24 protein-coding genes and 1 pseudogene are annotated in these 22413 nt (G+C 58.5%); 9 read left to right on the forward strand and 16 right to left on the reverse strand.

Annotated features, from left to right (window positions below; all coding sequences use genetic code 11):
• Positions 1–150 precede the first annotated feature (150 nt).
• The 4 genes and pseudogenes from HMPREF2975_RS12345 to HMPREF2975_RS11020 form a co-directional block, all read right to left on the reverse strand.
• Positions 151–414, reverse strand: a complete 264-nt coding sequence (locus HMPREF2975_RS12345; RefSeq protein ID WP_227469381.1) for a nitroreductase family protein — start codon at positions 412–414, stop codon at positions 151–153.
• Positions 384–536, reverse strand: a pseudogene (locus HMPREF2975_RS12350) (nitroreductase family protein); the annotation flags it as partial. The pseudogene HMPREF2975_RS12350 and the gene HMPREF2975_RS12345, both read right to left, overlap by 31 nt.
• A 214-nt stretch (positions 537–750) precedes the next feature.
• Positions 751–1857 (reverse strand): amidase domain-containing protein, encoded by a 1107-nt coding sequence (locus HMPREF2975_RS11015; protein ID WP_083314553.1) that lies wholly within the window; start codon positions 1855–1857, stop codon positions 751–753.
• 221 nt (positions 1858–2078) lie between these two features.
• The gene (locus HMPREF2975_RS11020; RefSeq protein WP_193600050.1) at positions 2079–3227 is read right to left on the reverse strand and encodes an IS1249 family transposase; all 1149 of its coding nucleotides are present in this window, start codon (positions 3225–3227) and stop codon (positions 2079–2081) included.
• Positions 3228–3552: 325 nt separating this feature from the next.
• On the opposite strand from HMPREF2975_RS11020, the gene HMPREF2975_RS11025 reads away from it, so the two are divergent.
• Complete coding sequence (locus HMPREF2975_RS11025; RefSeq protein ID WP_070727859.1) at positions 3553–4329, forward strand: trimeric intracellular cation channel family protein; 777 nt, start codon at positions 3553–3555, stop codon at positions 4327–4329.
• 8 nt (positions 4330–4337) lie between these two features.
• Here the strand turns inward: HMPREF2975_RS11025 and HMPREF2975_RS11030 are convergent, their stop codons facing one another.
• The gene (locus tag HMPREF2975_RS11030; RefSeq protein ID WP_070727862.1) at positions 4338–5135 is read right to left on the reverse strand and encodes an SDR family oxidoreductase; all 798 of its coding nucleotides are present in this window, start codon (positions 5133–5135) and stop codon (positions 4338–4340) included.
• A 128-nt stretch (positions 5136–5263) separates the two neighbouring features.
• On the opposite strand from HMPREF2975_RS11030, the gene HMPREF2975_RS11035 reads away from it, so the two are divergent.
• The 6 genes from HMPREF2975_RS11035 (at position 5264) to HMPREF2975_RS11060 (ending at position 10381) form a co-directional block, all read left to right on the forward strand.
• Positions 5264–5677, forward strand: coding sequence for a hypothetical protein (locus HMPREF2975_RS11035; RefSeq protein ID WP_070727864.1), 414 nt, complete (start codon positions 5264–5266; stop codon positions 5675–5677).
• The gene (locus tag HMPREF2975_RS11040) at positions 5678–6469 is read left to right on the forward strand and encodes an SDR family oxidoreductase (protein ID WP_070727867.1); all 792 of its coding nucleotides are present in this window, start codon (positions 5678–5680) and stop codon (positions 6467–6469) included. It begins immediately after the preceding gene.
• Between the two features lie 162 nt (positions 6470–6631).
• Positions 6632–7663, forward strand: a complete 1032-nt coding sequence (locus HMPREF2975_RS11045) for an ABC transporter ATP-binding protein (RefSeq protein WP_083314555.1) — start codon at positions 6632–6634, stop codon at positions 7661–7663.
• Entirely contained in the window at positions 7660–8487 is an 828-nt protein-coding gene (locus HMPREF2975_RS11050; RefSeq protein ID WP_070727869.1) for an ABC transporter permease, read from the forward strand. Before HMPREF2975_RS11045 ends, HMPREF2975_RS11050 begins: the two co-directional genes overlap by 4 nt.
• A 5-nt stretch (positions 8488–8492) precedes the next feature.
• Complete coding sequence (locus tag HMPREF2975_RS11055; protein ID WP_070727872.1) at positions 8493–9776, forward strand: sensor histidine kinase; 1284 nt, start codon at positions 8493–8495, stop codon at positions 9774–9776.
• The gene (locus HMPREF2975_RS11060; RefSeq protein ID WP_070727875.1) at positions 9773–10381 is read left to right on the forward strand and encodes a response regulator transcription factor; all 609 of its coding nucleotides are present in this window, start codon (positions 9773–9775) and stop codon (positions 10379–10381) included. The genes HMPREF2975_RS11055 and HMPREF2975_RS11060 overlap by 4 nt, the downstream gene beginning before the upstream one ends.
• Before the next feature lie 94 nt (positions 10382–10475).
• Here HMPREF2975_RS11060 and HMPREF2975_RS11065 read toward each other — a convergent pair whose 3' ends face one another.
• The 5 genes from HMPREF2975_RS11065 to HMPREF2975_RS11085 all read right to left on the reverse strand — a co-directional run bounded on the left by HMPREF2975_RS11065 (position 10476) and on the right by HMPREF2975_RS11085 (position 15710).
• Complete coding sequence (locus HMPREF2975_RS11065) at positions 10476–11909, reverse strand: DUF4232 domain-containing protein (protein WP_141757421.1); 1434 nt, start codon at positions 11907–11909, stop codon at positions 10476–10478.
• Positions 11910–12021: 112 nt separating this feature from the next.
• A complete protein-coding gene (locus HMPREF2975_RS11070) occupies positions 12022–13239 on the reverse strand; it encodes an ABC transporter permease (protein ID WP_058237370.1) in 1218 nt (405 codons plus the stop codon).
• A complete protein-coding gene (locus HMPREF2975_RS11075; protein WP_082628600.1) occupies positions 13223–13987 on the reverse strand; it encodes an ABC transporter ATP-binding protein in 765 nt (254 codons plus the stop codon). Before HMPREF2975_RS11075 ends, HMPREF2975_RS11070 begins: the two co-directional genes overlap by 17 nt.
• Positions 13984–15138 carry an efflux RND transporter periplasmic adaptor subunit gene (locus HMPREF2975_RS11080; RefSeq protein WP_070727882.1) on the reverse strand — a complete coding sequence of 385 codons (1155 nt, stop codon included), beginning with the start codon at positions 15136–15138 and terminating at the stop codon, positions 13984–13986. Before HMPREF2975_RS11080 ends, HMPREF2975_RS11075 begins: the two co-directional genes overlap by 4 nt.
• A gap of 5 nt (positions 15139–15143) precedes the next feature.
• Positions 15144–15710 carry a hypothetical protein gene (locus tag HMPREF2975_RS11085; protein WP_070727886.1) on the reverse strand — a complete coding sequence of 189 codons (567 nt, stop codon included), beginning with the start codon at positions 15708–15710 and terminating at the stop codon, positions 15144–15146.
• A 248-nt stretch (positions 15711–15958) separates the two neighbouring features.
• Here HMPREF2975_RS11085 and HMPREF2975_RS11090 point away from each other — a divergent pair, with 248 nt between their 5' ends.
• Both HMPREF2975_RS11090 and HMPREF2975_RS11095 read left to right on the forward strand, forming a co-directional pair.
• Positions 15959–16627 (forward strand): response regulator transcription factor, encoded by a 669-nt coding sequence (locus HMPREF2975_RS11090; RefSeq protein ID WP_070727888.1) that lies wholly within the window; start codon positions 15959–15961, stop codon positions 16625–16627.
• Positions 16624–17823: a sensor histidine kinase gene (locus tag HMPREF2975_RS11095; RefSeq protein ID WP_070727891.1), complete on the forward strand. Its 1200-nt coding sequence runs from the start codon at positions 16624–16626 to the stop codon at positions 17821–17823. Before HMPREF2975_RS11090 ends, HMPREF2975_RS11095 begins: the two co-directional genes overlap by 4 nt.
• 105 nt (positions 17824–17928) lie before the next feature.
• On the opposite strand, the gene HMPREF2975_RS11100 is transcribed toward HMPREF2975_RS11095, so the two are convergent.
• From HMPREF2975_RS11100 to HMPREF2975_RS12355, 6 genes are all read right to left on the reverse strand, one after another.
• Positions 17929–18654, reverse strand: a complete 726-nt coding sequence (locus tag HMPREF2975_RS11100; protein WP_070727896.1) for a hypothetical protein — start codon at positions 18652–18654, stop codon at positions 17929–17931.
• Entirely contained in the window at positions 18651–19157 is a 507-nt protein-coding gene (locus HMPREF2975_RS11105) for a hypothetical protein (RefSeq protein ID WP_070727900.1), read from the reverse strand. Before HMPREF2975_RS11105 ends, HMPREF2975_RS11100 begins: the two co-directional genes overlap by 4 nt.
• Positions 19157–19705 carry an MFS transporter gene (locus HMPREF2975_RS11110; protein ID WP_070727903.1) on the reverse strand — a complete coding sequence of 183 codons (549 nt, stop codon included), beginning with the start codon at positions 19703–19705 and terminating at the stop codon, positions 19157–19159. Before HMPREF2975_RS11110 ends, HMPREF2975_RS11105 begins: the two co-directional genes overlap by 1 nt.
• A 197-nt stretch (positions 19706–19902) precedes the next feature.
• Positions 19903–21030: a hypothetical protein gene (locus HMPREF2975_RS11115; RefSeq protein ID WP_070727906.1), complete on the reverse strand. Its 1128-nt coding sequence runs from the start codon at positions 21028–21030 to the stop codon at positions 19903–19905.
• Positions 21027–21344 carry a hypothetical protein gene (locus HMPREF2975_RS11120; RefSeq protein ID WP_070727911.1) on the reverse strand — a complete coding sequence of 106 codons (318 nt, stop codon included), beginning with the start codon at positions 21342–21344 and terminating at the stop codon, positions 21027–21029. The genes HMPREF2975_RS11115 and HMPREF2975_RS11120 overlap by 4 nt, the downstream gene beginning before the upstream one ends.
• A 670-nt stretch (positions 21345–22014) precedes the next feature.
• Positions 22015–22248, reverse strand: coding sequence for a hypothetical protein (locus tag HMPREF2975_RS12355; protein WP_141757422.1), 234 nt, complete (start codon positions 22246–22248; stop codon positions 22015–22017).
• Positions 22249–22413 lie beyond the last annotated feature (165 nt).

Consider the following 22413-nt stretch of genomic DNA (forward strand, 5'->3'; position numbering starts at 1 on the left):
CATTGAATGACACTCATCAGTGAGCGACTACTCACATGCTACTAGCGAGGAACGCACGGCGCTGGGTCTTCCAGAGAATTTCCTCAAGATTTTTCCGGTTCCGCTCCGCTTTGGCATAGCCGTCAGGAGGCAGACCCACCGCCAGCATCGTCACCACCCGATATGGCTCCGGCACACCACAGTGTTCTCCGAGATGCCACGGTCAAACGTTGCGAACTGCCGCGCGTGCAGCCCAAGCGATTCACATTGGATACTCGCGTGTGCAACTGCCTCGCCCAGGTCGTACAGGGCAGAGTCGCGTTCGCCACCCTCGATGCGGTAGATCGTGGCGATCAGCGCACTGACATCGAGCGCCCAGTCACAGTACCCGCGCACGCAGTGGGTCAGCGCGTCGTACGTGTCATCTCCGCGCACCCCGCGATAAACGCCCACAGTTGCAGGTTCATTGCCGAGGGCGCCCACCGTGCACCCTCCAGAATCGCTTCCACATCCTGTCCGGTCACGTCCACTTCTGGATCAAAAGCACGCAGACTCCACCGTCCGCGCGCACACGATTGAGAGTTATGTCCGAATTAACGATAAAATCGTCCTAGGATACAAACGAGTAGATTTCAGGCATATAACGTGCCAACCAGCAAGGACGGCGATCCCGATGCTCCGAGTACATATATGCGCCGTCATCCCCTCACAATAATCTGATTCTCGATCAAGAAATGGTGAGATGAGTGCGAAAGACTTTTTGGAAACATCCTAGTCGTATGTAATTTGATCAAGTCTGGTTCGTATCGGAACAAACCGAGCCGACGGCACGTCCTTCTTAAGTGCTGTAAAAGGGTAATTAATCCGGTCTGTCGTATGGTACGTCAAATAGGGAACACCGCCTGATACCTTTGTCACTACCATCGCATGCGCCATGTTCTTCCCCTCGAAACGGTACATGAGGACGTCCGAAGGACTGAGCTGATTCACATTCGCCAAGACATAACCGCGTTTTCTTTCAAGTAGATTTCTATAGAGGTTTTCCGCAGCAGACCAACTCCAACTGGCATCCTTTTCGTACGCCCACCATGCGCCGGAAACTTTCTTGCCGCCATCCAGCATTCTCCACCCCCCCGCATGCAACGATTGCGATACGAAATTTGCACAGTCGGTATCGAACGATATATAACGCGGGTTACGTCGGTTCCACCACTCAAGCGCGTACGAAACAACTCTGTTGACTCGATTTTGTTCCGGAATGCTCCGGGTCGAAAGAGGAGATACGGAAGTGTCAATCGAAAATGGTGCGCTATAGTCGGCTGGGCCTTGCAAGAAGTCTTCGAGCGAAATAGAGCCCTCATGATGATCCATCAGTGTTTCATAGGTCGAGGTGGATACTTTACCGTCAGTGTCCAAAACAATCGTGATGGGCACCATCGCCTTGCTGTTTGTTGAATCATCATCCGTGTCCTGCGGGAAATGCTGCAACGGCATAATAGTCTGCTGAAGAATCAGCGTGTACAGAACCTCATGAGGGGAGCCGTTCACGTAAGTAGAGAGAATCTGCGGATCACCTTCAAGTGTGGCGTCTGTGTCGGTGATTTTCAGTGTTCCAGTCTCTTTGATTCCGTCGGCTTCGTTGCGCAGCTGATGACGAAGAGAGACGGGTACCAAAGAATCGTGAACAGATAGAGTATCTCGCGTCTGTCCATCGACTGTTTCCTGTTGAAATTGTGACACCTGGTTTTCCAGATCAGCTCCCAATTCATCCAGGTCAACTCGACTGGAAGCACCGGCTGTAGGTGTGAAGCTAACAAACAAGGCGGACGCGCACAACAAAACGAACGGCGTGAAAGCTGTGCCTCTTTTTCTTCTCATTGGTATTCACGACCCTTCTCTCCCGTAAAGTAAAGTACGGCTGGTAAAGTTCATAGTGGCTGACGGTCCCGGAGCTATAAAACTGCCGATCTTCATCAATCGCACAGACAACACCAAATTAGCGATAGCTCCGCCTACACTAAAAAGTGTAACATGCTATTGCGGCAAAATAGGGTTAATACCTAAAATGTGTGTATGGTCTCGGCGTGTCGTGGTTTGTTTTATCGTTTGTTCCAGCCTTTGCGGATGTGTAGGGAGCCGTCTTGATAGGCGGGATTGTAGTCGATGGCGGTGTCGTATTGGGGCGGGCCGATCGGGTCGTTGGTGGCTGGACGTGGCTGTTGTTGGCTGGTGTTGTGGCGATGTTTGGCAAGCCAGGTGATAGGGTCTGCCGGATCGATGGATTTTTGGTTTAACAGCCATTCGACCGCTGTTTTCATGTGGGGCTCGGATAGGCCGAGATGGGCGGTAAGTAGGCGACGGATCGCGGCGTTGACGCCGCCTTCAAGGCTGCTGGTAGTGCGCTGAATATCAAGCCCAGTGAATTTTGGGTCGAGCCAGGTAAACAAGTAACCGGACCGGGCCAGGCGTTCAAGACGTTTATAGGATTTTCGGACCCGCTCGTGTGTCCACCACCATTTCCTTGATCCTGGTTCAAGACCATAGGTTTTCTCGTTAATGTAATCGCGATATACTCGATACCAGTCTTGTAACAGGCTAAGCCACTGGCCGGCGTCTTCGGGTGTCTTGACTCTCGTTAACTGGTTGGCTAGCCCCAATAGTGCCTTACCAGTCGGGCTTTGTGGGTTACGGGTTAGATCAGTGATGGTGTTAGCCCGAATATGGAAAAGACAGCGCTGGATGCGGCTTTGTGGCCAGCAGATTTTTAAGGTTTTGGCGATGCCCGCCCCGCCATCGGTTACCACTACCATCGGGGCCGGTAGCCGGTTCATTAATGCCTGATAGGCGGCAGAGTTTTCCCGCTGGCACCACTGCCAAGTAATAATCTTTTCCCCATTGGTAGCGGTGATTAAGCACCAGCCGTAGGCAAGATAGATTCCATCAAGTAACACCTGATCGTAGACCTCGCCAGTGACCGACGGTCTAGGCACCTGGACTTGCCAACACCAGGCCGTTTTATTGGCAAAAGAGGTTTTCGCTAAACCGAGTTGACGTGCCGAGAATTCCTCCAAAAGCCATCTTCTAAACAGGCTGGCCTCGGCTTTAGCCGTCACGTCGGGACGGGCCTGAGTAGTCGAGGCACCACAAGATTTACAACGCCAACGAGTCCTACCTGAGCTAGTGTGACCATTCTTGACTAGCTTCCAGCCACATACCCCACAAACAGGTTGATTACAAGCACCCTTCACACCACATGCTCTCAAAGCATGTGTAAACCCTTAAAACCCCTAGTCAAACCAAGAAAAACAGCGATTCTATACACACATTTGGGGGGCCGGACAGTTTCTTGGAGTTTTTGGGAGACTGGGATGAAAGTTGTTTATACCGATGAGCAGCGTCGGGTGGCTGTGGCCATGTTTGGGAAGTTGCGTTCGTATACTCAGACGTGCCGGGTGCTTGGTTATCCCTCGCTTCACACGTTGAGGGATTGGGTGGGACAGTCTCGGCGGGGAAGAAGAGCGGTGAAAAAGATGTGACCTCACGCTGACACTCAGGCTTGTTAGAGTACATTGCATGTGGCTGACGGTGCTCTTTATTGTTGGAATCACGGCCGAGGCCATGACAGGCGCCCTGTCAGCGGCCCGCGAGCGCATGGACCTGTTCGGCGTGATGATGGTGGCCGCAGTGACCGCCATTGGCGGTGGCTCCATTCGCGACGTCCTGCTGGGACACTACCCCCTCACCTGGGTGAAGAACCCCCACTACGTGGTCATTGTCGTGTGCGCCGCAGTGATTTCGGTCCTGATTCCCTCATTGATGAAGCATTTCCGCAAGCTGTTCCTTGGTCTCGACGCACTCGGCCTGGCGGTATTCTCCATTTTCGGCACACGCATCGGCTGGGACGTCGGCATCCAGCAAGGCCCCGCCCAGGCGTTCATCCTCGCCTGCGTCGCCTCAGTGATTACCGGCGTGATGGGCGGCGTGCTGCGAGACCTCCTGTGCGACCGCATCCCCCTGGTGTTCCTGAAAGAGCTGTACGCCGCGGTGTCATTCCTCGCCACCTGCACGTACGTCACACTTTCCGAACTGGGCGTGCACGATGACTGGGCTGTGACCATCACGCTGATCGTCACCTTCGTCTTCCGCATTCTCGCGATTCGCTTCAGCTGGCACCTGCCTGTCTTCGACTATCAGGAACAGCACTACGAGCGCAGTCAGTCGGTGCGTCCCCGCCTGTTCATCCACCGCCTCAAGCAGTGGAGGCCAAGGCGCCCTCGTCAATTCATCAGGAAGAACTCGAAGCCTGTGCGACCGGATTCCACCGCCCCCACCATCGACGAGGGTGACTAGTGGACCGCCTACTTACCCAGTTTGCTGCGCGGCACGACCGGGCGAATTTCGAGGTTCTCCACCATTGCTTCCTCACTCGCGTCCACTGCCATGCGCACCACGGCGGCAACTGACTGCGGGCGCAGGTGATCGCTGGGGCGGTAGGAGCGGCCGGCGCGCTGCTGAATGTCCACCTGCATATCTGTGTCAACACGACCCGGATGCACGGAAGTGACGCGAATTGTGCCGCGCTCCTGCTCACGCAACGCGTCAGTGAAGGCACGCAGGGCGAACTTGGAGGCTGAGTACACCGCGTTGTCAGCGCCCACGCGATAACCGGCTCCGGAGTTAATCGCAACGACCTGGCCACCGGCAGCGCGCAAAGCCGGCAGCAGCAGGCGTGTCAGCTCGGCTACGGCAACCACGTTCAGGCGCAGGACTCGGAGCCACTCGTCAGGCATGGTTTCGGCGATTGTACTTGAAGGCGCCATTGTTCCGGCACTGTGCACCAGTATGTCGAGGCGCTCCAGGTGCAGGTCTTCGACGGCTTGGTGCATCTGTTCGAAATCACTGAGGTCTGCGACAAATGGACGGACCGTGGCTGCTGCGTCTCGGCTGGAGGTGTCCGTATTACTGCCAGTGGCAGCTGCCTGGCGTGCTGCGATGAGCCTGTCGCAGGCGGCCGCCACCGATTCGTCCGAACTGCCACCAACGATGATGGTGTGTGTGCGGGACAGTTCCTGGGCAATGGCTGCACCTATACCGCGCGTTGCGCCGGTGATCAGGGCAATGGGTCGATCTGTCGAAAGCTCGTGCGTAATCGTCATGGGGTCAGCTTATCGATTCGGGCAATGCCTGTTCACCCCCTTCGATACACTGGACGCACGACACTCCTGTGTCGACTTGGCAATGATCGAGCACCAACAAGACGATCCTTTCAAGCGAGGAGGCCCCCATGAAACTTGCATCCGGCATCATGCGCACCATCACCGGCGCTTACATTCTGAACTCAGGTATCGGCAAACTGCATCTGGATGCCGAGGCCGCTGCCGGACTGCAGGAAATGGCCGCCACAGGCATTCCCCAGCTCGGTGAACTTGACCCGGAGGTATTCGGCAAGTTCATCTGCGCATCGGAAATCGGAATTGGCGCATCGCTTCTGACACCGTTTATTCCTCGCAAACTCGCCGGATTGGCGCTGACAGCATTCGCCTCGGGCATGCTCACCATGTACTTCCGCAACCCTGCGATGACCGAAGCAGACGGAATCCGCCCCTCGCAAGAAGGCCTGATGCTCTCAAAGGATGTCTTCATGCTGGCGATCGGTTTGGCTCTGATCACCATGAAGAAAGGCAAGAAAGCGCAGTAAATGCCTCGTGATCAGTTCCCGCTGGCCGGCCGAGTCATCGTCATCACGGGAGTGAGCCGGCGGGCAGGGATCGGATACGCTATTGCCCGGCGCGCCGCCGAATGGGGCGCTGACTTGGTATGCCACCACTTCAGCACCCATGACGACAAACAGCCGTGGGGCAGCGATGACATTGCAGCCGTGTGCGCCGGCATCCGATCCCACCTTCGGTCCGGCGCCCGCATGATCGACGTCGGTGGTGATTTAACTGACGAGGGAGCCCCCGCAGCACTGATCGATACAGCGCGCAGCGAATATGGCCGCGTTGATGCTGTTGTGTGCAACCAGGCGCTGTCTGGCAATGACGGCGCACTCAGTGACATCACAGCGGACGATCTTGATGCCCACTGGCGTGTCAATGCGCGCACGTCAATCCTGCTGGCGCAGGCCTTTGCGGCCGTTGCCGGCGACCAGGGGTCGATCGTGTTCATGACATCCGGGCAGGCGATGGGGCCGATGCGCGGCGAAATCGCCTACGCCGCCTCAAAAGCAGCAATCACAGGCATCACGCTGACACTGTCAGATGAGCTTGCGGCCAGGAACATCCGCGTCAACACTGTCAATCCCGGCCCTGTTGACACCGGCTACATGACGGACGAGGTGCGCCGGCATGTGCTCGAGCAGTTCCCCGGTGGCCGGATGGCCACCCCTGATGATCCGGCACGGCTGGTTGTATGGCTCCTCAGTGATGAGTCTCAGTGGGTCACGGGTCAGGTGATCAACACTGAAGGCGGGTTCTCACGCTGGAAGTAGCGCCACGCTCACCGCTGCCAGGCACCAGTGTGCACACCACCAGGAAGCACGGTGGCGAAAACAGGGCACGAGAGTGTCCGCACCCACCCCATGACATTTGTGATAGATAGATCGTGACAATCGCTCTATCCACATGCGGGTAATCATTTGTACTGTGAAGACATGAACACAGATGAGATTGCCACCACACGTGGCTCCACAGTGCGATCCGAAAACGCTCACACAGCACAGACGTCATCGCAGGCATCATCGGCGGCGCCTACACGCGCACCACAATCCGCTCCACCAGCAATCGACCTCGTCGACATTCACCGCTCGTTCGGCAAAGTCCACGCAGTCGACGATGTCACTCTGCGCGTTGAACAAGGTGAACTCGTTGCACTGCTGGGACGCAACGGCGCGGGCAAGACCACACTCATTGACATCGCTCTGGGTCTGGGCCATCAGGATTCGGGCACAGCCAGGCTTTTCGGCATGGCTCCTCATGACGCAATCAAGCGCGGCCTGATCGGAGTCATTCAGCAAACTGGCGGACTGCCGCCCGAACCGTCCGTTCGTGAAACAGTGTCAACACTGGCCAGCGCATACGTCGATCCCGCACCTGTGGATGAGGTGCTGGAGCTGGCCGGAATCACCGACCTGGCAACGCGCAGAATCGGCAAGTGTTCAGGTGGCGAACAGCAGCGCGTACGCCTGGCGATCGCCCTGCTTTCACGTCCGCGCCTTCTCATCATGGATGAGCCGACCGCCGGAATGGACGTGGATTCACGGATGCAGTTCTGGCAGACGATGGAGAAACTGACAACAGGCGGCTTGACCGTCGTGTTCGCAACTCACTATCTGTCAGAAGTTGAAGCAGTTGCCCACCGCATCATCATCATGAATCGCGGTCACGTTGTCACAGATGAAAGCTCCCGAACTCTGCTGAACACGGAGCGTGCCCATATTCGCGCAACCGTCTCAGAAGAGCATAGGGACGCCCTCGTCAATGAGATCACTGCGTTGCCCGGGGCCGACAAGTGGACCTACGAATTCGACGACGGGCAAATCGCGATCGACGGAGAAAAGCTTGAACCGGCTGCTCTTGCGGTACTGAACACCGCAGGCATCAAGGATTTCCAAATGAAACGAACCAGCCTGGATGAAATGTTCACCCGCCTGACCGGCGCGAACACAGAGGAGTCAGATTCATGAGCACGCACGCCGCAACGACGCATACCCTGACGAAACAAGACCTGACAGACCGACCTGTTCCCCCGCCGCTCAAAGGACTGGGTGCACAGTTCATGATGGCGTTGCGTGATAACACGCTGCGCAACCCGTGGTTCATCGGCGGTTCCATCGGCATCCCCATTCTGATGTATTTCCTGTTCGCAGTTGGCAAGGAATACTCAGATACCAGCGTGGGGCACGCGAACATTCAGGCAGCCGTTCTGGCCGGTCTGACATGCTACGGAGCGCTCATATCGGCTGCAAGCGCAACATGCAACACCGCGCTGCAACGTCGAACCGGATGGTGGCGCACACTGGCACTGACTCCAATGAGCCTGTCTACATACCTGTGGGCTCAGATCTGTGCGGCAATTCTGGTCGGCGCTCTGGCTGCACTGGTGACCTATGGTGTAGGGGCACTCACCGGCGCTAAAATGTCAGGAATTACCTGGGTTGTGACGTTCGCGTTGATTGTCGTGTGCAGTTTTCCCCTGGCGGCATTCGGATTCGCGGTTGGCCAACTTGTCGGTGAGAACGCCGCGTACTTCATCGTCTCGATGACGGTGCTGGTCAGTGCATTCCTGTCCGGCATGTTCATGCCGCTGGAGCAGATGGGCTCATTGGTCCAGAAAGTCGCGAAGTACACACCAATGTATGGGATCATCAATCTTGTTCGGGCACCGCAGCTTGGCTGGGATACCACGTTCGAATGGAGCTGGGTCATCAATATCGCGGTCTGGTCGCTCGCAATGTTGGCCGCAGCTGTCTGGACGTTTACCCGCTCGAGCCGTACTGAAAGGAACTGACACCGATGAGCTGGAGCTGGCTGTGGCACTCACCGGCGGCTTCAAGTTCGCTGCGCGAGCGCCTCAGCTCGTTGCCGTGGGCACTGCCGTACCTGATTTTCATCATCGTCGGCATCATCCTGGGAGTGCGCAGCAGCCCGGAGCAGGCTGTGCCCATGTTCGCCTGGCTCACCGTGTTCATCCTGGTGTACGTTTCCACGTGGATCCGTTCCGACTCTGCCCCCGTTTCACGGTCAACGGACCCGTGGGTGGTGGCGACGATCGTCGTCATGAGCGTCCTGCTCGCAGGTATGATGCCGTTTTCGGATGCAGCGTCGGTGTTCTTTTTTCTGCCGTACATCAGCGCGGTGATTGTGCTGCAGCTTCCGCGCCACCTGTACACGCGGTGGGCGTGCGCGCTGCTGATCGGCTCAGTCCTGCTCGCAGTGCTTTTGGTGATTCTGCGTCTGGCCAACATCAATGAGGCGTCCTTTGGGCTGGCGATCCTGCTGTGCACGATTTTCATGACGTTCATGGCTCGTCGCGCCATCGACAATGACCGAGAAGACAGGATCCGTCAGGCCGAGCGCGTCCAGACCTCCCAGTCAGAAGAACGCAGCCGCATCAGCGCGGATCTGCATGACGTCCTCGGGCAGACCCTGACCGCCATCAACGTCAACGCGCAGGTCGTCGCCCGGTTCGCCCAGTTGGGCAAGATTGACGAGGGCGTCCCCTACCTTGAACAGCTCCAGGAATTATCACATGACGCCCTGGCGCAGATGAGGCAGGTTGTTGCCGCCACGCGTGAAGCGGATCTGGATCAGGAGCTGGCGCAGGCCGCGCACCTGGCGGACGCTGCGGGCATCGTGCTGACGCTGAGCGATGAGGGGCATCCACCTGAGGGCAAAACCAGTCAGGTTGCCGCTCACCTGGTCCGTGAATCGATGGCGAATGTCGTCCACCATTCCGGTGCTGACCGGGTATGGGTGGAGCTCAGTCCGGTTCGCGTGAGCGTGCATGACAACGGTCGGGGCAGCAGGCCGGCTGCCGCGGGTCGAAGCCGGGCCGCTGCCGGCCAGAAAACCATTGCGGACAGTCAGCAGAGCGCTCACGCGGGACAGCGCATCTCCACCGGTTTGGAGTCGCTGGAAAAACGTGCCGAAGGTGTGGGCACCGTGACCTGGGGGCCTGCTGACGGGGGCGGCTGGCACGTGACGTTCGTGGTGAATCCTGTTGATGGGGCGGATTCTCCTGCCCTGTCAATGGTGGGCGACACTGTTCGTCCCGTCAGTGAAGGAGCACTCTCATGAGGGTCGCAGTTGTCGATGATCAGGGAGTTGTCCGCGCCGGTATCGCCGCGCTGATCGGTTTGGAGCCTGACATTGAGGTGGTTGCTCAGGCGTCCAACGGCAGCGAAGCGGTTGAGATTGCTCAGCGGATGGGCGCTGAGGTAGACGTGATGTTGCTAGATGTGGAGATGCCCGGTGTTGACGGGCTGCAAGCTTTGCCGCGTGTGCGGGAAGTCAGCCCGCATACGCGCGTGTTGATGCTGACAACGTTTGACCGTCCGGGCTGGGTGTCTCGAGCATTGTCACTGGGAGCTGCCGGCTTTGTCTTGAAGGACCAGCCTGCCGAGGCTCTGGCGGCATCAATTCGCGCGGTGAAGGACGGCAAGCAGGTGGTTGATCAGGAGCTTGCGACACGCACGCTGGGGCTGGGCATCAATCCGCTTACGCCCCGAGAAGTCGATGTGCTGCGTGCGGCCGAGGCAGGCGGCACCACTGCTGACGTGGCGCGCACAGTCGGCCTGTCTCAGGGCACGGTCCGTAACCATGTCACCAGCGCGATGGCGAAAACCGGTGGCTCATCCCGCATGGATGCCGCGCGCCGCGCCCGCGACAACGGCTGGCTGTAGAGGTTGCTCGCGGGGCTTGCGTAGGGGCCCGAGGGGCCCTGCCTCTGGTTCAGGCGTCGTGCTGACCGCTGCTGATCGGCACGATGAGCGTTTCCTATCGCCACGGCTCGCAGGTGATCTGGGTTCCGGTCTCCATATCCAGACTGCCGCCATCCTGGCCCTGTGCTACGTCGACCGGCACTTCACCACCTGCGATGCCCAGTGTCATATCAACCGTGTCAGATTCCTCCGTCCCCGCTCCGCGCCAGGATAGTTGCATCGCGGCGCTTGCACCTGCAGGAATATCCACTCCCCGGTCAAATTCGGCCGCCGAGGCGCGGGGCGAGGCAACAGTGCTCACCGCTAGGTCTGCTCCACTCATCGTGATCTGCAGGTCGGGCACACCGCTCACAGAGCACGCGGTGTCACCATTGTTAATCACTGTCAGTATCGCGCCTCGAGCACCCAGCGCTCCCTGCACCGGTCCGAGCTCGGCAGTAAGAGAGTCCGGGCTGCACAGCGGCTCCACCGCCGGCGTCGCTTCACCTCCAGACTCAGCGACCGCCCCAGATTCAGCAGCCACCGCAGCTCCAGACTCAGCTTCTTCCGGCGGCACCGAAGACGAAGCAGGTGGAGTCTGATCAATCGGGGTCGACCGGTCAGCCGGTGCAGGCAGAATCATCAGGGCGCTCACACTGACAATCCCCGCCACCGTGCACACCACCGCCGCGCATCGGGCGATAGGACGCCACGCAGCAGTGGTCGGGTCACCCTCGTCGATGATGATTGCCGAGGATGGAGCACCGCCTTCATACTCGACGGCAGAGTTTTCGCGAATGCTCTCGTAGGCGGCGGCGCGAGCCAGCAGCATGGCGACAATCCCGATAACAGGAACCGCGAACAGGCCCGGCCCAGTGAAAAGCAGCGCGATTCCGGAGATGAAGACTGCGATGATCGCTGTGAGCGCGACGGCTCCGCCTGCAATCCAGGCTGGTCGGGTTGTGCGAGTCTGAATACTGGCCGTGAGGGCGAACACCAACGCGAGCAGCACGCCGGCCACGCCCGCAAATCCAAGTGCTGCGGCGTATCCACCGAAGGCCAGCGCCAGGCCACCGACTGCCAGGATCGGCGGCGCAACGACGCATAGTGCCACATCAACGACGAGGGAGACCCATTGGCTGGTTGTCCGTGAACGCGTGGGGCTCCTGCGCGACTGATCCGATAATTCGGCAGAGCGGTCAAGAAGCGGTGTCCACGACCAGCTGCCTGTCAGTTGGCGCGCCAGCGCGACCCACAGCCCGATAACGGCGATGATGAGCAGCAGCATCGCGATGAGGTAGCCGTAGGGGAAGGGGTAGTCACGGCACTGACCGGGGAAGTCATTGCAGTCGAACTGGAGTTCGGGACCGGGCATGCGGATGTCCTGTCCCGTGATGACGATCAGTGCGCCTAGTGCGAGGCCGAGGAGCGCTGCGGTGCCCAGCAGGTTGCGTCTGCGCCTGATGGGGCAGGCCCCTGTTGGTACGCGCCGCCGCCGTGTGCTCTTCACAGTGTCAGTGTGCCACACAGGCGGCACAGCCAACCGGATGTGCCTGTAAGAGATGACAGGCACATCCGGCAGGACATGCCACGCGGGCAGGACTGCAGCCTCAGTTCTGGATCTATTGCGAGTTCAGGGCAGCTGTGGGGGGTGTGCGTGCGGCGCGCACTGCCGGGTACAGGCCTGCGACAGCGCCAATCACCACGGTCACGGCCAGACCTGCGGCCACCACGTACAGCGGCATGACGAACAGCCATCCACTGACAGTGGCCACGACAGCAGTGATCAGTGTGCCGATGATGCAGCCGAGTGCTCCGCCGATACCGGCCAGCAGCAGTGCTTCAGACAGGAACTGGATACGGATATGAGCGCGCGTTGCTCCCATGGCCCGACGCAAGCCGATTTCCTGGCGGCGCTCGAGGACTGAAATGATCATCGTGTTGGCAACGCCGATACCGCCGACCAGCAGAGCAATTGATCCGACGCCGGCCAGCAGCGTCGTGAATGCATGATCGGCAGCGGCTTTCGCACTGAGCGCTTCTGAAGGTCGCGACACTTTGATACCACCTGATGCCTGCGGTGAAATGGTCGGTGCCAGGAGGTCACGGATCCGGGCGACCTGGTCATCGGCGCTGCGTTCGTACACTGTGGTGGGATGGTCATCATGGCCGTACAGTCGTTGCGCCACTGTGCGACTGATCAGCGCCGCGGAGTCCAGTTCCGGTGCCAGTGGTACCGGTTTGAGGATACCGGCCACCGTGACGAGCTGGTTGCCCATCCAGATCTGTGTTCCGGGAGTGACAATGCCGAGGCGCTGGGCTGCACTCGCCCCCAAAACGGTTGTCGGATACTGCGCGAGCGCTTCGTTGAGCCACGTTCCATGCGCCACTTCGCCTGCCACCACGTCCAGCAGTGTCAGATCAGTGGAGACGGTCGCGATCCCACCTGTTTCTTCTGCAGGAATCAGCGAGCTGCGATAGACCTTGATGTCGGTCAGGGCAGCTGTGCTGGTCGCATCGGTAACACCCGGCAGGAGCGCCACTTTCGCTGCAGCGTCTGGTGGCAGTGTGGCAGCGGCTCCCGTCATGTCGCTTCCGGCAGTGACTGTCAGCAGATTTGTGCCGAGGGCGTCCAACTGTCGAGTCAGTTGAGCTCTGCTGGAGGTGGAAATTCCGATCACCGCCACCATTGCTGCGATTCCGATCGCGATGCCCAGTGCTGACAGGAAGGCACGCATCGGGCGTGAGCGCAGCCCCACTGTGCCGAGCCGCACCGCATCTGATGCCAGAAGCGTTGACGCGGCCGGCGCTGAACGAATGTGATCAGATGTGTGAGTCATGGTGCTCCCTTCCAGCCACGCCGCCCGCCGGGCATTCAGTCGAACCGCCTGTCGCGCCGCCCGCCGCACCGTCGGCCGAGTCAGCCACGATCCGTCCGTCACGGATGGCGATTCTGCGCGGCAGGCGCGCAGCCAGGTCGTTGTCGTGTGTAATGACAACGATGGTTGTGCCCGCCTCATTCAAGTCATGGAGAAGCTGGACGATTGATTCACCCGAGCGTGAATCCAGATTGCCTGTCGGCTCGTCTGCCAGCAGCAGCGGCGGTTCAGCGACAACGGCTCGTGCAATCGCCACACGCTGGCGTTCTCCACCTGACATCTGGTGGGGTCTATGCTCCAGACGATGCCCCAGTCCGACGCGTTCCAGCGCTGCTCGTGCCCGCTCGCGGCGCTGCGAGCGCGCTACGCCCAGGTACAGTAATCCGTCAGCCACATTGTCCAGGGCGCTCACTCCCGGTGAGAGATGGAACTGCTGAAAGACGAATCCGATCATGCGGGCGCGCACCGCTGACACGCCTGCATCATCAAGTTCACTGACGTTGATTCCATCAATGAGGACGCGTCCCGACGTGGGAGTATCCAGTGTGCCGATCATGTTGAGCAACGTCGTTTTACCTGATCCGCTCGGTCCGACAATGGCCGTGAATTCGCCGCGATTAATCGTCATGCTCACACCCGCACATGCTTGGACGGGCGGGGAGCCGAACGAACGAGTCACGTCATCCAGTTGCACCAATGCGTCGGTCATCGTGATGGCACCACCACGTGCTGACCTTCGGCAAGGTCGTCTCCGGATACTTCCACGCGTCCGGCTGCAAACAGTCCCGTTTCAACAGGTATCTGTGAAAATGAGCCGTCCTCGCGTGCGATTTCCACGCCGAACTGTGTCGGTGTCAGGGCAAGCAGGGCGTTGACTGGAACGGTCAGCACGTTTTCGCGGGTTTGGGACGGTAGCGCAACTGTCACGGATGCTTCCTGGAGCGTTGATGTGGCTTCCGGGTCGGAGGGGGTCACGGTGATGGGAAGGATGCGTTCCTTGTTTCCCGCAGCCGGGCCTGCCTGGTTTGCCTGTGAGCCCTGCCCGTCGGCCTGGCTGTCCTGACCGTTTCCAGCGCCACGCTCAACCGGGGTGCCAACTGAGCTGATGGTGCCCGGCGTTGTTGACCCGTCGGGAAGCTGAATCGTCACCTCGCGGCCCTTTTCAGCCAGGTCCTGCTGCGCGAGCGAGACGTTCGCATCCACGACCTGTTGCATGGAGGACACGCTGAAAAGGCTGGTGTCCAGCGTGACTCGATCTCCCACACGGGTAGACAGTGTTCCGACGCGCAGGTCAGCTGGAGCAAAAATGATTCGTCCCAGCTGCAGGCGACCACTACGTGTCAGTCCGACTGCGTCCTGCCAGTTCCTGATCGCACTGATCGTCTGCGCATCGAAGCGCTCATCTGGCTCATCGGCAAAATAGCCCAGATCCTTGAGGGACTGTTCGAGCTGCTGAACGTCCTGCCCGTTACTCATACCGTCTTCAAAGTCACGCCACGCAGGGGTGGCACCGCGCATGAGGTAGGCCGGGTCGTCACCTACCTGGTACAGCTGTGCACCGGCGCTGATTTGAGTGCCCGGTTCAGGCAGCTGTGTCACGATTCCGTCGTATCCGGCACGAAGCTGGTGCGAATCAGCGTAATGTAACGTGCCGGCAACATTCACACTGCCATGCAGATCCTCGCGCACAACGGGTTCGGTGGCAATTGCAGAGCCTGCCTGCCCCGTTGCACCGCTCTGACCCGATTGTGCGGCATTGGCCTGCCCGCCGTGCCTGAGCCAGATGGCACTTGCCACCACCAGCGCCACAACCAGGATTGCCGCAATGCCGAGGACGACAAGCGTGCGCCGCTTCGTCATAGCTTTCACTTGGTGTTCTCCGTCCCGGTGTTGGAGGCATTGGCCGCATCAGCCTTGTCGAAGCATTGAGAAATGGCTGCTGGCGGCACGTCATTGAGTCGGATTCCCTGGCCTCGCACTGGATCTTCCACGTGATAGCCGTCCTGACGCAGGCATTGAGCGACACGCACAAGCCGATCGAATTCTTGGTCAGTCATTTCACTGTCCGCACCTGCCGTTGGGCTGTCACCGACTTTTTCCCAGCAGCCCTGCACGGCGGTGTTCCACGCGTTCGCATCGACACCAAAATCTTCGCCCGGGCCGTAATTTTGAAGGTCGTCGGGCACATTCACACCGGCTTCGCGCATACAGGCAGCGAATTTGAGATTGTATTCTTCCACAGCTTTGGTCTCTGACTCTGATGCGCCAGCGCCCTTGCCCGCAGCGTTGCTGTCCGATCCGGCTGCGTCGCTTCCGACCGGCATATTGCTCGAACAGCCTGCAAGCGCGACCAGGCTCATCAGCGCAGCTCCAGTCACCGCGCGCGCCCTGAAAGCTTTCAGCACGCCTCCAACTGAGCTCTCTGCCGTCACGTTCGAAGCCCTACCATGTATGCGCAGTTGCATCGTCAATTTCCTCCACGTATTTGGTCCTGCAGTTTGCGCGAGGTACCCGGATCAGTACTCCACGCGTCTGAAAAGATTTAAACGCATCATGCGTTGCCGTAGCGTTGCGGTTTTTGTTTATGTTTTGCTAACACTGACATCGTTAAGATGTCGCCAGCGGAAGGGGCTCAACTGAGTCGCCCTCGTCAAGAGGAATGAATGAAAGGCACACCACTATGAAGGTTCTCATCGCCGAGGATGAAGAATATCTCGCACAGGCAATCGCCCAGGGGCTGAGGCGCGAAGCAATGGTTGTTGACGTGACTTTCGATGGCGATGACGCGCTGGAGATGGTGCGTAGTTCTTCCTACGACGCGATAGTTCTGGATCGTGATTTGCCGGGAACTCATGGTGACGAGGTGTGCAGGATTCTCGCGCACCACTACCCTGAGGTGCGCATCCTGATGCTCACTGCCTCCCGCACGCTCAACGCGCGCGTCACGGGGTTCGAACTGGGAGCTGACGACTATCTGGTCAAACCGTTTGAGTTCCCGGAGCTGGTTGCCAGACTGCGAGCTCTCGGCCGCCGCTCTCAACCGGCACGAGAACCTGTCCTTGAATCGTGCGGAGTGCGTCTGGACCCGTTCCGTCGCGAAGTTTACCGCAATGGGCGCTTCGTCCGTCTGAGCCCCAAGGAATTCGCAGTTTTGGAATTGCTGATGGAGGCTGACGGCGGGGTCCTCAGCCAGGAAACGCTGCTGGAGCGCGCATGGGACGCGAACGCTGATCCCTTCACCAATTCGATTCGCGTCACTATTTCACATCTGCGTCAGCGGCTCGGCTCCCCCTGGGTTATTCAAACCGTGCCGGGCGCAGGATATCGCTTCGGGGAGGCAGACAGATGACGAGGACACCGCGCGGGGAACGCCGCCTGACCCTGCGAATGCGCCTGACCTTGTCGTATGCGGGACTGGTGGGCGGTGTGGGCCTGGTGATGATTGGCCTGGTGTACGCCTATATGCGCCTGGTGCCGATGCGACTGAACACCACGTTCGCTCCTCCCGCGCCTGACGGGCAAAGCGCCAGTTTTGACCTGGTGATCCCAGTGGCCCGCTCCATGCTCAACACCATGCTGGTCACATCGCTTCTGGTTCTGACGATCCTGACGCTTCTTTCCGGCCTGGTCGGGTGGATCGTGGCGGGACGCGTGATGGCGCCGCTGGTTGACATGAAGAAAGCTGCAGCTCTGGCAACATCAGGCGATTACAGTTACCGCCTGAACCTGAAGGGACCGGATGATGAGGTGCGCGAGCTGGGCGTTATGTTCGACGCGATGCTTGATTCGGTCGATCAATCACTGCGCTCCCAGCAGCAGTTCGCGGCCAATGCGTCGCATGAGCTGCGTACTCCTCTTGCCACGACTCAGACAATGATTGATGTGACGCTGTCTGATCCGGATGCGACCACTCAGGAACTGCGGGACCTTCTGCGACGGGTACGCGAAACCAATCACGCCAACGCTCAGACTGTGGATGCGCTGCTGGATCTGTCGGCAGCTCAAGGCGGGATGCTGGCGCGCGAAGAGGTGGATCTAGCCGAAATTGTTCGCCAAGCCATCCATGAAGTTGGATCTCTGGCGAAAGACCATGGTATAGCCATCCATATGAGCATCACTCCCGCTGCAGTTACTGGAGATCAGGTGCTGCTGCGCCAGACAGTCTCGAACCTGCTGCGCAACGCCGTCACCTACAACCAGGCGGATGGATCTGTGAACGTCACCCTGCAGGTACACCATTCGTCTGATGCCAGTGCTTCCTGCGCAGTGCTGAACGTGACCAACACCGGCCCCCTCGTCGATGCTGATACCGTCAGCTCACTGTGTGAGCCTTTCGTGCGTGGATCCAGACGTACAGCCGGTACCACGCGCGGACATGGCCTGGGACTCGCAATCGTGCAGGCTGTCGCTCAAGCTCACCGCGGCAAAGTCACTATTTCCGCACTCGACGAGGGTGGTCTGAGCGTGACACTCACCGTTCCTGCAACAGTGCGCATTGCCAGCCGTTCAGTGGATGCGACACGGGCTACGCCCAGCACCACGTGAAGACGTCCGGCCAGAGATAGTGATCCCGGTCAGTATTGCCACCCCAGAGATATGGCGGGCAGCTCAGCAAAGACCTGCGGCCTCACGTGGAGGCCGCAGGATCGATCAGGCGAACAGGTAGGGGTTGATCATCTGCCACGCGAGCGGCGATGTCAGCCCTGCCAACTCCACTTCTGGTTCATCGGCCTTGGTGCCGTCCATCGCGTACAGGCACGTCGGAGTACTCAGGAAGAGCAGGGATCCAGCGGGCGCCATCTGCTCGTCCACCGCGGCGAAAATGTCGAACACATTCATCGCCCAGGTTCCCTCAAGACCGGCCTTGCCAAATCCTGTGTCGTCGTGATCTCGGCATTCACTGGCGATGACGCGTTGCAGCTGATCGACATCACCTTGGTGTGCCAGACGAATGACGTCGGAGGGCAGGTGAAGTGGGCCGTCGAAAACATTCATGTGCGGCCCGAAAACCAGCCAACGCAGAATCAGTGAAGGAACTTCTTCCGGGTCGGAGCGGAACAGGTTCATCGAGTCACCCTCTGGCACGATCCACGTGACGTCCGTTGAAGAAATCCACACGGTGAGGGTGATCCGTTTGACGTCTTCCGACGGTGCGATGCGGGTCAGTTGAATCATGTGGGAACGCTGGAACAGACCGGCGAAGAGACGTTCGGCGCCGTCCGTCAGGGATTCCTCATCGCTGATGAATCCCAGGTTAACCAGGTTCTGCCAGCCGTCTGAATTCGTGTCAGCTTTGCCGTCCAGCAAATCGGTTAGGGCTTCCCAGTCGGCCTCGTTGAGAATTGCAGCTGATTCTTCAGAGGTAAAACGGCTCATTGTGGGTTCCTCAAGCTATTCGACATTTCAACAAACGTGTCGTACATCGGGTCAAATTCGCGTGTCGCGCATGTCAGGGTGGCGGTCAGTCCGGCCTCGCCGTTCACCCACAGCCACTGGCACGACGACACGGACAGATCCTCCATCATGTAGACCCCCATGCGGGCTACACCATTGAGGTGTTCGTTTTCCCATGCCGCGTTTTCCAGCACCAGGAATCCGGGGATAGATTCGACGAGTTGACGCAACGTGCCGTCGTACCAGTCGATCGGATCGTCCGAGCCGGTCGCGGCTTTCGTCACGACGAGGCTGGGGCGGAACCCTGATGCAGCTTCAGGACCAAGTGCGATCAGCGGAAAAGTGCTCTCAACTTCCTGGAGCATCTGCTGAGTCGGGCCTTCTTCCGGCACTTGCTGGGTGAATTGCGCTTTTTCTTCAGTGCTGAGTTCTTCCCAGTCTGCGGGAAGAGTGACGAACTCAGCGTCACTGCTCGTTGGACTCATCAATATCCTCCATCGCTTCGGTGGTTATTGTCGGACTTAAATTCTTGATGTTCGGGCTGGGTCAGGCGGGTCGGATCACTGTGGGAAGTAGTCGGATCACTGTGGGAAGGCGGGACGATACCTTCAGCAAAATGGCGATCGGCCGGGTACGAGCCCGGATCGACTTGAGTCAGGGCTTGCTGCTGACGTTTTTCCAACCGCTTCTCCGGATACATCGCGTCAGGCAGACGGAAGGGGATCACTGATATCAGCGCGACAACCATACAGGCCATTGCAACGATGACGATGATACGCATTCCCTGTTTGCTCATCCCCAGTGTTCCAGCAGTAAATGCGACTCCGAAAAGCAGGAACGCCAGACCGATGGCAGGAGTGGTGAGTGCTTCGGAGTTTTTCCACCATCCGAAAATGTTCCCAACTGAGCGGGCGAGTTTTCCGAGCGTGGAGTCTGAAAACATCGCAAGAGCCCATTGAGCCAGGATGAGGCCCCCAAACAGGAATGCCAGTGTGATCATCCAGAAGGTATCACTACTCGAAAAATCATCCATCGATTTCCTCATCCTCAGCTACAGAGCCTGTACTGCCGTGGATGGAGTAGCGGCGGGCAACGCGCGAAGTGGTTTCACCGTCAGTCCGCAGCCACATCCAAATCCTCAGCTCTTGTCAGATTACCTTGAGGTCACTACGCATTGCAGCGTTAATCACCATGCACAACACTCACACATCAGTAGCGGTCTTGCTGGCGCTAGTCGAACAGGCCGAAGGTAAAATCTGTTGCCTTTCCGCCAAGCCACTTACCGCCGGCACCACCCGCAACGCCACCGATGATGCCGCCAACGGCCGCTCCGATCGGTCCGCCAACAGCCATACCAATAGCTGCGCCACCCATCGCACCAGCTTTGCCGCCAGCCCAGCCACCGCCGACTTCCAGCAGCGTTCGGGTTCCGGCACGTGCAACCTTTTCTCCGGTTCCCATACCAGGATTGAGCGCACTGTCCGTCTTCCACTGGTCGTAAGCGGTGGTGCCAGCATCGACAGCGGTGAGCACACGCCCGGCATGCTTCGTGACCTTGCTGACTTTGTCGAGGATCTCTGGCGAATCTCCCCATCCCTTACCAAGGTTGACCTTGTCTTTAAATCTGAGGAACTGAACCTCTGGCGTATCTTTGAAATGCTTTCCGAGTCTCTTCGGATCGAACGTGGCACCGTTGAGCTTGAAGTTGATGCCCTTGATAAGCTTGACGGCATCGCCGGTGCGGGACTTCAGCATCTTCAGGAAGCCCAGCGTCGTACCGCCACCTGAGAACATCCCAGTGAAAGCCTTGACCAGCCAGTTGGCGGAAGTAACGGCACTGCATGCGTTCTGCAGCTCACTGTGAGCAACGTCCTCATCGCGGCGGACGATGCTCACCTCTCCCGCGAGGGTCGAATAGAGGGCCTGCTTTTCCATGTACTCAGTCCACGCCTGGATGAGAGCCGCATTCGTCACCGGATCCGCCGGAACCGGCAGCGGAGGCGGAGGCGGAGGCAGTTCGATTGAAGTCTTGGGGATAACAATCAGCTTGCCTGCTGCCGCCCGACCTTCAATGTCTTTGAGGCGGGTCTTACATGAACGAATCAACGTCACAAATGAGTTAACCGCACCAGCAAAAGTTTCGATCTCGTCGTGGATCTCCTGCGCTGATTTAGTGGCAGACTGGATAGCCGCGGACGCTTCAGCTGCCGTGTAGCCCACCAGCTCAGACTGCACGATGCTATTGGCCCGATCGAGGTCCTTAATACCGTCATTCACTCGGCCCCTGCCATGCAGGAGGACGCCGCTCTTCCAGGAGGAGAGCGTTTCGGGTTCTATATCGAGCTTGGTGTCAATCATTTACCCATTCCTCCTGACTGGGGGTAGTAAACCCCGCCCTGGGGGTAAACCGAGGTAAGTTCGCTAAAGATTCGAGCTTCTGAAGCTTCGAAATTCTGATCAGCGGTCGACAGACTGCCACTCACCTTCGCTGTTCCATCAGCTAGGGCTTTCAGGCCTTCAGTAAACTTGCTCAGTACAGCATTCACACTTGCCGTGGACTTGCCAAAATCAGGCGGTGCCCCAAAATTCACTCCCGCGAACGTGCTGTTCGCCTCGTTCAATCGCCCTTGCGCTGCTTGCGACCGATCCTGCTTCCATTTCAGATCGCCCATACGATCCCCTTACATGTCTCATCGCAGATACGTCGTGACCAACGCGCCACGCCAACTCTTCGATTGCCGCACTTAGGTTAGGGATTCAGATTAAACAGTGGGTAAACAGAATGTGAGCAGTTTTCAGGCGCCCGTCACAAGCGGGTCGGCCGCCCTCGTCAATCACGCCAACACTGAGCGAGACCTTGCCGCCTCCAGCATCCACCGGGCTGCATAATCCACGTCCGCGGGCACCTCTCTCACGAGGAAGAACACACATCGACGCTCCTACCTCGCGCGCGAGCGTTACGATTATTGAGGAGGGGAACCGCAGGCCCTCACGCACCCACCCCCGACACCTCATCGTGAAGTCGACCACATCAAGAACAGTCACATCGAACCGGGCGTTTCTGGCTTCCGCACTGGAATTTCACTATATGGACGGGCGTGAGAGCCGAAGACAGATCAACCTGGCACGCCCCGCCAGTGCTCCACCACGCAGCGACATGCCCTGTTAAGTGAACTAGCCCCTGAAAGTTGGACTGGTTTAATTCTAGGCGGTTAGGGCTTCAAGGCCGTAGTTGAATTCGTGGTTACCAGCACCCACCGCATCGTAATTCAAGTAGTTGAACACACTAGCCATCGGGTCAACAGTGCTATCTGTCCGGTTCGAGTGGTACACCATTTCGATTCATGAGCCCTGCGCAACGTCGCCGTTGTCTAGAAGCAGCACGGCGTTCTTACCTTTTTCTTCACGAACGTTCTGGATTGCCGTTGAGGGGTGATCCATACCGCGAACATTTTGGGGTTTGGAAGAGCCAAAGGGCTGCCCGGTGAAGTAGTCGTGGTCCACTAGGGTGCCATAAATGAAGGTTTTGGTTTTCAAAACAAAACAGGCAAGGTTACTTTTGTACTTTAACTTCACTTGAGATGCAGGTCTTACAGATTTGCGCTCGTACATATCACGGATTTGGCCGGGCGGAGCAAACAACGTTGTTTTGGTGCCTCACCGCAATTTCGTTCAGCACTGTTCGGACTATAGGAGAAATTGGCGACGGGGGTGAGACCGTTTAAGGTCTCACCCCCGTAC

Origin of the sequence: Actinomyces sp. HMSC065F12 (assembly GCF_001814535.1) — a bacterium.
Taxonomy (GTDB): Bacteria; Actinomycetota; Actinomycetes; order Actinomycetales; family Actinomycetaceae; genus Pauljensenia; species Pauljensenia radingae_A.